Origin of the sequence: Nostoc sp. FACHB-888 (assembly GCF_014696655.1) — a bacterium.
Classification (GTDB): Bacteria; Cyanobacteriota; Cyanobacteriia; order Cyanobacteriales; family Nostocaceae; genus Nostoc.
The window spans coordinates 27,953-42,580 of sequence record NZ_JACJQM010000051.1; the positions used below are offsets into that span (position 1 = coordinate 27,953).

General features: G+C 42.6%; 14 protein-coding genes. 9 read left to right on the forward strand and 5 right to left on the reverse strand.

From position 1 onward, the window contains the following. Positions 1-18: 18 nt before the first annotated feature. Positions 19-321, reverse strand: coding sequence for an acylphosphatase (locus H6G26_RS24940; RefSeq protein WP_190732201.1), 303 nt, complete (start codon positions 319-321; stop codon positions 19-21). Between H6G26_RS24940 and H6G26_RS24945 the strand changes: the two genes are divergently transcribed. The 4 genes from H6G26_RS24945 (at position 308) to H6G26_RS24960 (ending at position 4,503) form a co-directional block, all read left to right on the forward strand. Beyond that, complete coding sequence (locus H6G26_RS24945; protein ID WP_190732203.1) at positions 308-649, forward strand: hypothetical protein; 342 nt, start codon at positions 308-310, stop codon at positions 647-649. The genes H6G26_RS24940 and H6G26_RS24945 overlap by 14 nt on opposite strands. A gap of 242 nt (positions 650-891) precedes the next feature. Beyond that, the gene (locus H6G26_RS24950) at positions 892-1,269 is read left to right on the forward strand and encodes a DUF1823 family protein (RefSeq protein ID WP_190732205.1); all 378 of its coding nucleotides are present in this window, start codon (positions 892-894) and stop codon (positions 1,267-1,269) included. A 305-nt stretch (positions 1,270-1,574) separates the two neighbouring features. Next, complete coding sequence (locus H6G26_RS24955) at positions 1,575-3,248, forward strand: alpha-amylase family glycosyl hydrolase (RefSeq protein ID WP_347242500.1); 1,674 nt, start codon at positions 1,575-1,577, stop codon at positions 3,246-3,248. A gap of 199 nt (positions 3,249-3,447) precedes the next feature. After that, positions 3,448-4,503 carry a 3-deoxy-7-phosphoheptulonate synthase gene (locus tag H6G26_RS24960; protein WP_190732208.1) on the forward strand — a complete coding sequence of 352 codons (1,056 nt, stop codon included), beginning with the start codon at positions 3,448-3,450 and terminating at the stop codon, positions 4,501-4,503. A 173-nt stretch (positions 4,504-4,676) separates the two neighbouring features. On the opposite strand, the gene H6G26_RS24965 is transcribed toward H6G26_RS24960, so the two are convergent. Then, positions 4,677-5,300 (reverse strand): 4Fe-4S single cluster domain-containing protein, encoded by a 624-nt coding sequence (locus H6G26_RS24965; protein ID WP_190732210.1) that lies wholly within the window; start codon positions 5,298-5,300, stop codon positions 4,677-4,679. A gap of 182 nt (positions 5,301-5,482) precedes the next feature. On the opposite strand from H6G26_RS24965, the gene H6G26_RS24970 reads away from it, so the two are divergent. The 3 genes from H6G26_RS24970 (at position 5,483) to H6G26_RS24980 (ending at position 8,807) form a co-directional block, all read left to right on the forward strand. Then, positions 5,483-6,676: an NAD(P)/FAD-dependent oxidoreductase gene (locus H6G26_RS24970; RefSeq protein WP_190732212.1), complete on the forward strand. Its 1,194-nt coding sequence runs from the start codon at positions 5,483-5,485 to the stop codon at positions 6,674-6,676. A 291-nt stretch (positions 6,677-6,967) separates the two neighbouring features. Beyond that, the gene (locus H6G26_RS24975) at positions 6,968-7,612 is read left to right on the forward strand and encodes an HAD family hydrolase (protein WP_190732214.1); all 645 of its coding nucleotides are present in this window, start codon (positions 6,968-6,970) and stop codon (positions 7,610-7,612) included. A 334-nt stretch (positions 7,613-7,946) separates the two neighbouring features. Then, the gene (locus H6G26_RS24980) at positions 7,947-8,807 is read left to right on the forward strand and encodes a Tab2/Atab2 family RNA-binding protein (RefSeq protein ID WP_190732216.1); all 861 of its coding nucleotides are present in this window, start codon (positions 7,947-7,949) and stop codon (positions 8,805-8,807) included. A 144-nt stretch (positions 8,808-8,951) separates the two neighbouring features. Here H6G26_RS24980 and H6G26_RS42115 read toward each other — a convergent pair whose 3' ends face one another. Continuing rightward, entirely contained in the window at positions 8,952-9,107 is a 156-nt protein-coding gene (locus H6G26_RS42115) for a hypothetical protein (protein WP_206757556.1), read from the reverse strand. On the opposite strand from H6G26_RS42115, the gene H6G26_RS24985 reads away from it, so the two are divergent. Continuing rightward, entirely contained in the window at positions 9,106-10,419 is a 1,314-nt protein-coding gene (locus H6G26_RS24985; protein WP_190732224.1) for a TldD/PmbA family protein, read from the forward strand. The genes H6G26_RS42115 and H6G26_RS24985 overlap by 2 nt on opposite strands. 277 nt (positions 10,420-10,696) lie before the next feature. Further along, positions 10,697-13,321 (forward strand): chloride channel protein, encoded by a 2,625-nt coding sequence (locus tag H6G26_RS24990; RefSeq protein ID WP_190732218.1) that lies wholly within the window; start codon positions 10,697-10,699, stop codon positions 13,319-13,321. Here the strand turns inward: H6G26_RS24990 and H6G26_RS24995 are convergent. Next, the gene (locus H6G26_RS24995) at positions 13,318-13,509 is read right to left on the reverse strand and encodes a hypothetical protein (RefSeq protein WP_190732220.1); all 192 of its coding nucleotides are present in this window, start codon (positions 13,507-13,509) and stop codon (positions 13,318-13,320) included. The genes H6G26_RS24990 and H6G26_RS24995 overlap by 4 nt on opposite strands. Before the next feature lie 491 nt (positions 13,510-14,000). Beyond that, entirely contained in the window at positions 14,001-14,300 is a 300-nt protein-coding gene (locus H6G26_RS25000; protein ID WP_190732222.1) for a WGxxGxxG family protein, read from the reverse strand. Positions 14,301-14,628: the final 328 nt, after the last annotated feature.

Consider the following 14,628-nt stretch of genomic DNA (forward strand, 5'->3'; position numbering starts at 1 on the left):
TGACTAACGACTAACTCTTTACTCAACCCGCTTAACTTCAAATCCCCGCAACCCTTCCGGTTCTTCATACTCAACCACTACATCTTTAACCACAGCAGCAGGTGGCCCAGAATGACACCAGCGAACCATGTCATCTACAACATCTCGCGCTCCTTCAAAGACTGCTTCTACTCGATTATCGGGGAGATTCCGCACCCAACCGGTTAACCCCAACTGACTAGCTGTATCCACAGTGGAATAGCGATAACCCACTCCTTGGACTCGGCCAGAAATGAATACATGGGCGCGGATGATCTTTGGCAGTGTTGTGGAATTCTGCATAGACTGGTCTAATCTTTACGATTCCAGTCTACCTAGTTTAGGTATACACAACCTGTTTTTAACTTCAACTGGCGAAATTAATCATCGTCATCGTCGTCATCATCGCCGCGATGTCTGTACTCACGGTCATCGTCATCATCGCCGCGACCTTTGTACTCACGCTCATCGTCATCATCGCCGCGACCTTTGTACTCACGCTCATCATCATCATCGCCGCGACCTTTGTACTCACGGTCATCGTCATCATCGCCGCGACGTTTGTACTGGCGATCGCGATTATCCCACTCTTCATCACCTCGTTTCTGCTTGTCACCGACTATATTTCTGAACATATCCCCTATTCCCATAATTTCCCTCCTGAGTTAGCAAATCTCTTGATTCAGGGTCACTTTAGTAGTTTGTCTAATGATTGTGGCGGATAAATCTTCCAGCAGATGTAGATAAAAATAAAATTATCCCTATCTTTAGGAGTGTCACAGAGTAGTGATAAAGTATTTTTCAATACCTACTAACTGTAGTTAATTTAATTAATCAGTAACCAGTTTTTCAACTTGGAATTTTGAATTGTCTATGTCTAAACTGCCACCACTTAATAAAGAAACAATTTGGGCAATTATTGACGAGAAACTTGATGATGCTACAGTCAATCAATTGCTATGGCATTATTTAGGGTATCGCTATGATTCCTCAACTGCACAATGGGACACTAGCCAAGTTGCGCCAGAATGGCAGGGTGAGTACCCACAACCACCAAATTTCATTGAATCTCGCCCTGCAACAGTCAAGTTGACCCGTTCCATTCCTGCTGAAAATAAACAAATGCTCAAAGAAAAACTGGGTTTCAAAGGTTACAAAATTGGTGAATTTGGACCTCGGCAAACTCGCAGAGCGACGGCGGCAAATTGGTTGTTAAGTTATATGCAACAAACTTACGGCAAAATTGAGTAATCCTAGACAGCAGATATTTAGCAAACAATATCTTATTTTTACTGAATATCTGCCATTTAAGAAATTAATAAAAAGCCATTAATCTATTTTCAATAGCATTTTAAGCTTAGTAGTATTATGGGCATCTGGATATTAGTTAAAAAAATAAATGTGATAAACAGTCAAAAAACGCCAAAAACAGTAATTATTTACAAAATTTTTTATAAAACCATCCTCAAGATAGAAGCGCTAATTAAATAATTATTTCTGTAGAGCGATTTGCAAATTGAATTGAGCATCAGAAAATATTTTTATCAACTCTTGGTATTACAAACACTTCTATGGCAAAGCCAATTGAATTTAATTTATTTGCACCTTACAACAAAGGAGTATCATTAATTGGTTCTTTTTCTGATTGGCAAGAAATATCAATGGAAAAAGGTGACGATGGTTATTTTCGTACAAGTGTTCAACTAGAAGACGGTGTTTATAAATATAAATTTCGCGTCCAGTCAAATTCATGGTTTTTTGAACCAGAACAATGGGTTGATGTTACAGATCCTTATGCAACCGATATAGATGAACTAAGTGGAAAAGATGATGGTGTTGTCCGGATCAAAGATGGCGAAAGAATTACCGATACCTATGTTTGGCAACATGATGATAAACCTTTACCTGCTGACCACGAATTAGTAATTTATGAATTGCACGTCGGTGATTTTTCTGGTGGTGAGGATGATCCTTATGCACGTGGAAAATATAAACACGTCATTGAAAAGTTAGATTATTTGTGCGAACTAGGAATCAACGCTATTGAGTTGATGCCACTTAAAGAATATCCTGGTGATTATAGTTGGGGTTATAATCCCCGTCACTTCTTTGCAACAGAATCAAGTTATGGTTCTACCGCTGATTTGAAAAAATTGATTGATGAGTGTCATAGCAGAGGTATTCGTGTAATACTGGACGGTATTTATAACCACTCAGAAGCATCTGCTCCCTTAACACAAATTGACCACGATTATTGGTATCATCACGATCCTCGTGACCCTGATAATAACTGGGGGCCTGAATTTAATTATGAGCATTATGACGAAAAATTAGATATTTATCCAGCGCGGAAATTTATTGGTGAGACAATCCGTTTCTGGATATCAGAATATCATCTTGATGGTATTCGCTATGATGCAGCGCGGCAAATTGCTAACTACGATTTCATGCACTGGATTGTCCAGGAAGCTAAAAAAACTGCTAGCATGAAGCCTTTTTACAACGTTGCTGAACACATTCCTGAAACTACCAGCATTACGAATGTAGATGGGCCAATGGATGGTTGCTGGCATGACAGTTTCTATCACTGTATTCTAGAACATATCTGCGGTGATACATTTGATTTAGAGCGTCTAAAAGATGTCATTGACTGCAAGCGCCAGGGTTTCTTGGGTGCTACCAACGTAGTAAATTACCTCACCAACCATGACCATAACCATGTCATGGTTGAATTGGGAAACCGTGAGATTTTTGACGAAGAAGCTTTTAGGCGGGTTAAATTAGGAGTAGCCATCCTAATGACTGCTGTTGGCGTACCTTTGATTTGGATGGGAGAGGAATTTGGCGAGTACAAACCTAAACAACCTGAATCATCAAAAATCGATTGGACGCTGTTAGGGAATGACCTCAATCGTGGTTTATTTGAATTATACAAAGGCTTAACCAACCTGCGTAGAAGTAGTCATGCCCTTTACACAGAAAATATTGATTTTATCCACGAAAATGCTGATGCAAAAGTATTAGCTTATACTCGTTGGAATGATGAAGGTTCTCGTGTAGTCGTAATAGCAAATTTCTCAGAAAACTTCCTAGCGGGCTATCATGTTCCTAACTTTCCTAGCGCTGGTACATGGCATGAATGGACAGGCAATTATGATGTCGAAGCTGGTGATGATGGCATCATAACTGACTTGGGCCCATACGAAGCCAAAGTGTTTGTATGGCAGTAATTATATACACTACTACTGAGTCAGTAGCTCAATAGCAAATAAAAAAGGGGAAAATGTTTCCCCTTTTTCAGTTATCACCTTATTCGAATACAGTCCAGTTAAAAGTTTGTCAAGTTAAAAATAAGCTATTTTAAAATTTTATGGGTTTGTGTTACACTTTTGAGTTGAAGTGCGTATATAAAATTGCCAGAGCATCCCCATGCACAACAAATTATTTAATAGTAATATCGACAACGCTAATATTGAGAATGATCGCATTTTATTAACTCCCAATGAAATCAAATCAAAATTACCTTTAACACAATTAGCCGAACAAAGAGTTTTAGCATATAGGCAGGAAATAGAACAGATACTAGATTTTCAGGATCGCAGAAAATTTATAGTAGTTGGCCCATGCTCAATCCACGACCAAAAAGCAGCACTCGAATATTCTGAAAGGTTGAAAACATTGTCCGAGCAAGTGCAGGATAAGCTGCTACTAATTATGCGAGTGTACTTTGAAAAACCAAGAACAACCGTAGGTTGGAAAGGGTTAATTAACGATCCCGATATGGATGATTCTTTCCATGTAGAGAATGGGTTATTAATTGCACGAGAGCTATTATTAAAAATTACAGAATTGGGATTACCTGCTGGTACAGAAGCCCTAGATCCAATCATACCTCAATACATTAGTGAACTGATTACGTGGTCTGCTATAGGGGCACGTACGACTGAATCACAAACTCACCGCGAAATGGCAAGTGGACTTTCGATGCCTGTGGGTTTTAAAAACGGTACTGACGGCAATATTCAAGTAGCTTTGAATGCCCTACAATCAGCCAGAAATCCGCATAATTTTATCGGAATTAATCAAAACGGACAGGTCAGCGTCTTTCAAACTAAAGGTAATGGCTATGGTCACGTAATTTTAAGGGGTGGTAGTCAACCCAATTTTGATGCAGCAAATGTCAAACTGGTAGAAGAGAAATTAAAACAGGCAGATTTACCACCGAGGATTGTTGTCGACTGTAGCCACGGCAATACTAATAAAGATTACAAATTACAAGGTGCCGTCTTAGAAAATATTATTCAGCAAATAGTGGATGGTAATACATCAATAGTTGGCATGATGCTAGAATCTCATTTATATGAAGGTAGTCAACCAATTACTGGTAAAGAAGAATTAAAATATGGAATTTCTGTAACTGATAAATGTATTGGTTGGGAAGAAACCGAAAAAATAATTTTGGCTGCTCACGAAAAACTTAATTAAGCTTATCCCATCCCTACAAAGGGGATTTTACGTTGACAGTTAACAGTTAACAGTTAACTGTCAACCATCACATTTTGATGATCGCTTTAAGTTGTCACTAATAAAGAAACGTTGAGCTTCTGAGGCTCAACGTTCAAGTTTTAACTCCCTTCTGTCGCCCCACTCCCGCGCCACTACGTTAGTTCCAGTCCACCTTGATAGCCAGTGACGATGCGACCACCATCCTTAAGAATGTGGACTTCTATCTGATCGCTAGCCCAGGTAATCTGGTCTTGGAAAGCCGGGTTCAACACACGAACCCGTTGGTTGCTAGAAGAAACTGGAGAGTTGGGAGAATTTATTGCCAGAGATTGGACAAAAGGCCCGTCAATCAGAATATCAAGTTGTTCTAACAATGCTTGGGAGCCTGGCGGTGCAGATTGAGACTGTAGTTGCCAGAGAGTGAACCCAGTAAAAGACATTACATTTAACCCAGCAGCTTTTAGCTTACGAGCTAAAGACGCTAGTGCAGTTGCTTGCCAAAAGGGTTCTCCACCAGAGAATGTTACACCCGTATTGTGAGGATTGCTGAGAATATTTTCGGCAAGGGTATCAACAGCAATCAATTGGTTAGCTTCAAATGACCAGGAGTTAGTATTAAAGCAGCCAGGACACTCACGAAGACAACCTTGTACCCAGACGACTGCACGACAACCAGGGCCATTAACTTCTGACTGATCAACGTAACCCATAATGTTGAGATAGCCAGGGGGAATTTCCATGAGTGCTAGCGATGGGTCAGTTGGCTTAATTTCCATCTCTTTAACTCCTTTTAGCCGTTGCCTGTTAACCGTTAACTATAGCGAATCCTCAATTAGATAACCGCGACAAGTGAACTGAAACTGATGACAAACTTTATGGAATTTTGAAAAGTCCGCTTTAACTGACTAGACTGAAGTTAGTTGCCCAGCTAGTATTGATCCTTTTATAGATAGAATCGATGACTCAACAAAATTCTAGAATTTGTATCCTTGGCGGAGGCTTTGGTGGTCTTTACACAGCCTTGCGCTTAAGTCAGCTCCCTTGGGAATCTACGCAAAAACCCGAAATTGTTCTAGTAGATCAAAGCGATCGCTTCCTATTCTCTCCCTTACTTTACGAATTACTCACTGGCGAACTACAAACCTGGGAAATTGCCCCACCATTTGAAGAACTTTTACAAGGCACAGGGGTGCGTTTTTATCAAGGGGTTGTATCTGAAATCGACATCGACCAGAAACAAGTAAATGTACAGAACGGGCCGGAAATCCCTTACGAGCGCTTAGTACTGGCGCTAGGAGGTGAGACACCGCTAGATTTAGTCCCAGGTGCAACTGCCTACGGCTATCCATTCCGCACAATCTCTGATGCCTATCGTTTAGAAGAACGCCTACGATTTTTAGAAGAATCGGATGTTGATAAAATTCGGGTGGCAATTATTGGGGCTGGCTACAGTGGTGTAGAGTTAGCCTGTAAGTTAGCCGAGAGACTAGGTGAAAGAGGACGCTTTCGGATCATTGAAATTGCTGACCAAATTTTGCGAACTTCCCCAGAGTTCAATCGGGAAGCAGCAAAGAAAGCTTTGGAAGCCCGTGGTGTGTTTATTGATTTAGAAACCAAAGTCGAATCAATAGAGCAAAATTCCATTTCCCTAGAGTACAAAAACCAGTTAGACACGATTCCCGTGGATTTAGTAATTTGGACTGTGGGAACTAGGATTGCGCCCGTGGTAAAATCTCTTCCGCTAAAGCAAAACCAGCGTGGTCAAATTAGCACTACATCAACTTTACAAGTACTTGAGCATCCAGAAATCTTTGCCTTGGGAGATTTAGCAGACTGTCATGATGCTGAAGGACAGCAAGTCCCCGCCACCGCACAAGCCGCTTTTCAACAAGCTGATTATACTGCTTGGAATATTTGGGCAACTCTGACTAATCGCCCCCTCCTTCCCTTCCGCTATCAACAGTTGGGAGAAATGATGGCACTAGGAATAGACAACGCTACTCTCACTGGTTTGGGAATGAAACTAGATGGCCCCTTAGCATCCGTCGCCCGGCGAATTGCTTATTTATATCGGCTACCAACTTTAGATCATCAACTCAAAGTTGGTTTTAATTGGCTAGTGCGTCCGATCATAGAAACACTTTCTCGGTAACTTAAGGTTGGGCATTGGGCACTTGCACTGAACGTACTCCTACGGAGAAGCAAGCTAGGGGTAGCGTCTCTACGAGAAGCCGTAAAGCCTGCGGCATAGCTACGCTTAGGGCGCAGCCTTTCGTAGAGAAGTATTAGACATAGATAAAAAACTAAAGCATTTACAAAAACTAAGGCATTTACCATGATTTGCTTTATTTCCGCCAACCTACTTAGGAGATGCTAGACTCTACCCACAGAAGCTCTAAACAAGCCAAAATCTAACATTCAACATTCAAATTTTTAAACTTTGATGGAACAACCGAAAGTTATTTTTTTAGATGCTGTGGGTACACTTTTCGATGTCAAAGGTAGTGTGGGTAAAGTTTATAGTCAGATAGCCCAAGAATTTGACGTTAAAGTTTCAGCTGAAACATTGGATACAGCCTTCATCAAAAGCTTTAAAGCAGCGCCGCCGCCGATATTTCCAGATGCAGAACTGCAAGATATTCCCCAGCGCGAGTTTGATTGGTGGCGGATAATTGCTCTTAACACTTTTGAAAGTGCGGGTGTTCTCAAAGAATTTTCTGACTTTTCAGCTTTTTTTAGCGAACTTTACATCCATTTTGGCACTGCCGAACCGTGGTTTGTTTATCCTGATGTCTTACCAGCTTTAATCAACTGGCGGCGGTTGGGAGTTACCTTGGGGGTGCTGTCCAATTTTGATTCTCGGATTTACTCAGTATTGCAAAGTTTAGGATTGAGAGACTTTTTTACCTCTGTCACCATTGCTACCCAGGTACGTGCAGCTAAACCCGATCCTCAAATTTTTGCCATTGCTTTAGATAAACATAAATGTTCTCCAGAAGCAGCATGGCATATTGGCGATAGCATTATAGAAGATTACCACGCGGCTAGAGCAGCTGGACTCAGAGGTGTTTGGATCAACCGTCACTAGTACCGCAAGGCGGAAGTCAAAAGGAACCAGTGCGTTGGGCGGCTCTGCCGACTTGAAGCAACTGGCGTTCAAAAGTCAAAAGTGTTATGGAATCAGCTCTTTAGAGATTTTAAATGGTTGCTTTATTTACGCAATACTTTTCTACGAGAGGCTACGCGCGAAGCGTAGCTATGCCGCAGGCTTTACGGCTTCTCGTATAGACGCTACGCGTAGCTTACTTCACCGTAGAAGTGCGCTCAGTACAAGTGTTCACTTCTCAATGTCCAATGCTGCCCCAACACTCGTATGATCAAAATATCAGGAAAACATAACAGCCAGATTTTTACCACAAAACATGGGCAGTATTTGGGAAATCGATTTTTACTCTCGTCCGATTTTGGACGATAATCAGAAAAAAATTTGGGAAGTCTTAGTCTGTGAAAGCCCCTTAGATATAAGCACAAAAGTAGATTCTTTGTTTCGCTATGCTCAATATTGTCCTAGTACCCAGGTAAATTCGGTTTGGTTACGGACAGCGTTGCAGGAGGCTATTAATCAAGCTGGAAAAGCACCAATTAAAATCCGCTTTTTCCGCCGCCAAATGAACAATATGATTACTAAAGCTTGCCAAGACTTGGGAATTCCCGCCCAGCCTAGCCGCCGCACTTTGCTTCTCAACCAATGGTTAGAACAACGTATGGAGGAAGTGTATCCTCAAGAAGCAGGGTATCAAGGGGGGACTAATCCCTCAGTCCGCTTGGAGAAACCTTTGCCGCAACGTTTACCAGATGCTTTAGAAGGACAACAGTGGACATTTGTTACCTTAGATGCTGCGGATTTTGCTGAGATGCCAGAGTGGGAAATTGGCTTTGGTGAAGCTTTCCCCATAGAGTTGGCGAAAGTTTCACCTGAAGCCCGTATTCCTGGGATTTTGATTTTCTCACCTAGAGCATTGCCCTTAGCAGCCTGGATGTCTGGTTTGGAGTTGGCTTTTTTAAGATTTGACACCAGTGAAGAGGCAAGATTGCTTTTAGAAACTGGTGTTAGTGAAAGCTGGATTGTGGCAAATATCAAAAAACCTCAAGTCTTAGCAGAAGCCAAAGCTTTTGAAGAAGCCAAGCAAAAAGCTAACGGGGTGCATTTTATCGGTGTACAGTCTGATCCCAACGCACAGTCTTTTGCTGGTTTTTGGCTGTTGCAAGAGGTTAATCTTTGAAAATGGGGAGTGGAAGTGGGACAAGGGGGCAGGGGGACTAGGGGACAAGGAGAATAACCATGCCCAATGACTAATGACTAATGACTAGATCCGTTGAGACATGACAATGATTTGGGATAATTAACTGCGTCCATCAGTGTTGATTTACGTTTCAAATGGTAACTGTAAGGAAACGCTGATGATTTTTGGATGGTTATCTGCGTTCATCAGCAGAAAGTCTGATCGCCGGCTTTTAGCGATCGCACTTTCTTCAACGTGCGTTGATATGCGGTTCAAAATCCACAATTCACTAAGGATCATGGGTTCTGAAAATTTGTCACAAGATACACTAGCCGAACAGTTGCTGGAACTAGCTATAAAATCTGGAGCAGAAGCTGCTGAGGTGTATCAGTCGCGATCGCTTTCTCGTCCAGTGTTTTTTGAGGCAAACCGACTCAAACAGCTAGAAACTAACCAATCTGAAGGTACAGCACTACGGCTTTGGCGAAACGGGCGTCCGGGACTCACGGTGGCTTACGGTTCTGTCCTAGCCGAAGTGATGGTGGAAAAAGCTCTAGCACTAAGTCAACTAAATCAACCAGAAGCAGTAGAATTAAGCTCTAACTTTCAGCCCTCCTACCCAGATTTAGGGGAAAGTGTGCCGATAGAGATTTTGGTAGACTGGGGCAAAGAAGCGATCGCGCTCATCCGCGATGCCTATCCCGATGTTGTTTGTAATGGTGACTGGGAATGTGATGTTGAAACTACCAGAATAGTCAATACTAAAGGTTTAGATTCTTACTACACCGATACTACTCTCAACTGCTATATATCAGCCGAATGGGTGCGCGGTGATGATTTTTTAAGTGTTTCCGATGGTCAAACCAAGCGGGGCGAACTCCACCCTGAAATCTTAGCTAACCAAATTTTACAACGGTTAATTTGGGCTAAAGAAAATGTCTCATCTCCTAATGGTCGCGTCCCGGTTTTGTTCACTTCTAAAGCAGCTGATATGCTTTGGGGCACTGTGCAAGAAGCTTTGAATGGCAAGCGAGTCTTAGAAGTAGCTTCCCCTTGGGGAGAACGCCTGGGTAACCCAGTAATAGCACCCAGTCTTACCCTCTACCAAGACCCAGAAGCCGGCCCTTACAGTTGTCCTTTTGATGATGAAGGCACTCCCACCAAATCTTTAGTATTTATCCAAAACGGGACTTTACAGCATTTTTATGGCGATCGCACCACCGGCCGCCAACTAGGTACTGGCACTACTGGAAATGGTTTTCGTCCTGGTTTAGGTAGCTATCCCACCCCTGGTTTATTTAATTTTCTGATCCAGCCAGGTTCAGCATCACTACCAGATTTAATTCAAGAACTGGGTGATGGCTTAATTGTGGATCAAATGCTGGGTGGTGGCGGCAGTATTTCAGGAGATTTTTCAATCAACGTTGATTTAGGCTATCGCGTCCAAAATGGCCACGTAATTGGGCGCGTTAAGGATACGATGGTTGCAGGTAATGTCTACACAGCTCTCAAGCAATTGGTTACACTAGGTAATGATGCTGATTGGAATGGTTCTTGTTATACTCCATCTCTGATAGTAGAAGGGCTATCTACCACGGGGAGAAGCAATTAAATAATTCGTAATCTTAATACTCGCCCCTTGCGAGAAGCAAGCTACCTAATTCGTAATTGAGTACAGAAAATATGTAGTATTATATTATACTATTTTTGACGGATTTTCAAGCATCCTCTGAGATTCCACCGAACAGCTTTTTGGTACAGACTTGTAATCCAAAATCGTTCGACTGAGCAAAGCCGTACCACTTCTCTACGAGACGCTCCGTGAACGTGGAAGCAAGGTACGTATAGCGTTCCGCAGGAAAGTCCAAAATCTAAAATCCAAAATTGCTATGAATCAGCGCTTTCGCACTTGGTGGCAACCCAGAAGAGGTTTAGCGATCGCCGAAGCTTGTATCATCGGTTTGGTTGCTGCCCTATCTGCGGTGTTATTGAAAGTAGGATCGGGATGGCTGGGAACATGGCGAGTCCATACTACCCACCTTTTACCGGCATGGCTGGCGCTACCAGCAATTGGTCTTGTGCTGGGGTTTGTGGCTGGATCGTTGGTGGATAGATTAGCACCAGAGGCTTCTGGTAGCGGTATTCCCCAAGTCAAAGCCTCTCTGGCAAATGTGCCCATGAGATTATCTTGGCGCGTGGCAGGTGTAAAGTTAATCAGCGCCATCATTTCAATAGGTTCGGGCATGACTCTGGGACGGCAAGGCCCTACTGTTCACGTAGGGGCAGGTTTGGCAGCAGGGATGAGTCGCTGGGTTCCTACTTCCCCAGATCATCGACGGCAAATGATTGCAGCGGGTGCGGGTGCGGGTTTGGCTGCTGCTTTCAATGCCCCGATCGCAGGTGTATTGTTTATCGTTGAAGAGTTACTTCAGGATTTATCAGGGCTGACTCTGGGAACTGCAATTATCGCCTCCTTTATTGGTGGGGTGATATCCCGGCTTTTAGGTGGTGGCAGTTTAGACCTTAACCTGCAATTGGTACAATCTTCCAGCCAATTCTCCATTCCAGAAATTCCCTTTTTCGTGCTTTTGGGTATTTTGGCAGGGTTATTGGGTGCATTGTTTAATAGCGGCTTAATACTTAGTATTAAATTTTATCAAAAATTACATATTAGCTTACCGTTGCGGGTAGCTTTGGCTGGATTGATCTCTGGTGTTGTCGTGGCAATGCTCCCACCATCCTTCCGGGATAATACGGCATTAAGAGAGTCTTTAATTACTGGAGGAACCCATCCTACTGTAGCAGCGATCGCCTTTGCAGCCCAGTTCATCCTCACACTCATAGCATTTGGTTCAGGAGCGCCGGGGGGATTATTCGCTCCCAGTCTGATTTTGGGTTCTTGTTTAGGGCACATCATCGGTGTATCTGAGTTATACATCACGGGAGCAGGTTCTCCTACTACTTACGCGCTAGCGGGTATGGGGGGATTTTTTAGCGCCGTTTCTAAAGTGCCAATCACAGCAATTGTGATTGTGTTTGAAATGACTACAGATTTTAATCTGGTGCTACCTTTAATGATTGTTTCTGTAGCTGCTTACTTAGTTGCAGATAAGGTAGTACCTGGTTCGCTTTATGAGAAACTTTTGGAATTAAAAGGCATTACTCTCACCAAAGAAGCTCCTATGGAAGGAGCGTTAACTAAGTTAACCGCAAAAGATGTGATGCAAGAACGGGTAGAAACTCTGGATGCAGAGATGAGCTTGGAAGAAGCAATGCAGTCCTTTGCTCGTTCCCATCATCGTGGTTTCCCTGTGGTGGAAGATAGCAGGTTAGTAGGGATTGTGACGCAAACAGATTTGCTGAAAATACGCGAGAGTGCAAAGCACACGCTCCGCGATCGCAACCTAGCCGATATTTTCTTAAAAGAAATTATGACGCCTGCTCCGATGACAGTAACACCAATCCACACCCTGAGCAATGTGCTGTATTTACTCGATCGCTATCAAATCAGCCGCTTACCTGTGGTGGATGGACGGAAACTAATCGGAATTATTACTCGTGCAGATATTATTCGGGCGGAAGCAGATCATCTCAATGCTGATAACCGAACTCTTAAACTGCGACCAGAACCTTCTTATATAGTTTACCAAACCCGATCGCCCAGTACCGGCAGTGGTAGATTATTAGTGCCAGTAGCTAATCCAGAAACAGCAGGTATTTTATTACAAATGGCAGCAGCTATTGCCCGCGATCGCCATTATGAAATAGATTGCGTGCAAGTGATGCTGATACCCCGCCACAGTTCCCCATCAGAAACACAGGTAAGGACGGCAAAAAGTCGCCGCTTGTTACGACAGGCGGAAGTCTTAGCAAAAAAGTGGAAAATTCCCTTACACACGCAGATACGAGTTACCCACGATGTAGCGCAGGCAGTTTTGGAGACAATCAACGAACAACACATCGACCTAATTTTAATGGGATGGAAAGGTAACACATCTACCCCCGGTCGGATTTTTGGCAACGTTGTAGACACCGTAATTCGCCAAGCCACCTGCGAAGTAGTATTAGTAAAATTAGGCAAAACTCCCCAATCCCCAGCCCCCAGTCCCCTCTTCAACCGATGGCTAGTCCCAATGGCTGGTGGGCCCAATTCCCCGTTGGCGATTAAATTGCTACCAGCTTTAATTACATTGGGGAATGATCCGCAAATTCGCCTGACACAGGTGTTTAAGCCATCCGAACTCAAGCCAGATATGTCAATTTCAGAACAAGCCATCCGCCATTTGATGCGGCGGCGCAAATTATCCAGTACTGTAGTTGCTCTCCCAGTCCAAGCAGATTCAGTGGCTGAAGGTGTAATTAAGCTAGTGCAAACCGAAGGCTACGATGTTGTAGTTTTGGGAGCATCGCGCGAAGGATTGTTGCAGCAAGCGATTCAAGGTAATATTCCAGAAGCGATCGCCTCTGGTGTAGAAAGTACAGTAATTTTAGTTAGGGGTGCAATTAAGAATTAGTGATAAAATATACCAATAATCAGAGTAACAATTATTGGTATGAGGATTGGGATAGCAACTATAAGCCCCCACTTCCCAAACTTAATTTCTTCACCCTCAGATTTTAAAAACGCAATCCAACCTACAACTCCCATTAAAATCCAAATAAATCCAAACCCAAGAAATATAACAAATACTGAATCTTCCATTTTCCACCAATTAAATATATACAAAAGACATTTACTTTAATGTAACTGATGACCACCAACTAGCTTTGCCAAACTTGTACGTTAAGGAGGGTTACGGGGGATCAACAAATATTTGATACTTTTCAGACATCCTCTTAGGGACTTCCAAATAAAAAAATATCCCATCGCTTTTAGGGCAGGGGAGCAGGGAGCAGGGAGCAGGGGGAGGAAAAGTCGTTGTGATTCCAAAAATTGGATAATTTATTTTTTGGAGTTCCCTTACCAATTCCTTATAAAAAGGTGTCGGGAAAACCCACTCTTTTTCAAGATGGGATAAAAGACACTCCGATGCCGTTGACGGTTGACGGTTGACGGTTAACAGTCAACATGAAATCCCATCCCCTTTAAGGGGATGGGATGAGCTTAAATAAACACACAAATAAAGCCTGCATTAGCAGGCTTTACCCATAATTATCTTTAGGACTTACGCTAAATTAGAACGCAACTAATTATTAATAGTTAGAACGGGAGCTAGAGGAGCCTACCGCATTAGGATCACGATAAGCTACATTATCATCGGCTTTACGGCTCTTGCGACCAAATAAACCAAATAAACCGAGCAAGCCCAACAAACCCCAATCGCCATCACTATAATTTCTGTCGGTAGTAGTGCCGTCTGTAGTAGTATCTGTAACAGTAGCATCAGGGGTCGTTGTTGTCTGAGCAGAAGCAGGTAGAACTGTAGGCAAGGTAGCCAAACTTAGAGCTAGAACAGTACTTCCTAAAATTTTAGAGACATTAAAGCGTTTCACGATCACATTCCTCAATTGAATTGCTGCAAGTAATAGTTAAAGCTTATTAAGTTTTAACCGCGCTAGCATCAATCTTTAGCTGCAAATATAAATCCGCTTAAAGTTGCACTTGTAATCGAGTAAATAAGCATTTTGGTATAGATTACTTACCGAGTATGGCAAATTATGCAATAGTGAACAGGACTTACGCAACTGGCACAGGCGATCGCTAATCACTGGTACTTTAGTACTATAAAAAGGCGTTTTAAAATCAGCCCTTTTTGGAATTGTTGATAGTAACTAATCAAGTAGATTCCAAGAAAAATTTTATGAGAGAATAAGTAGCAGG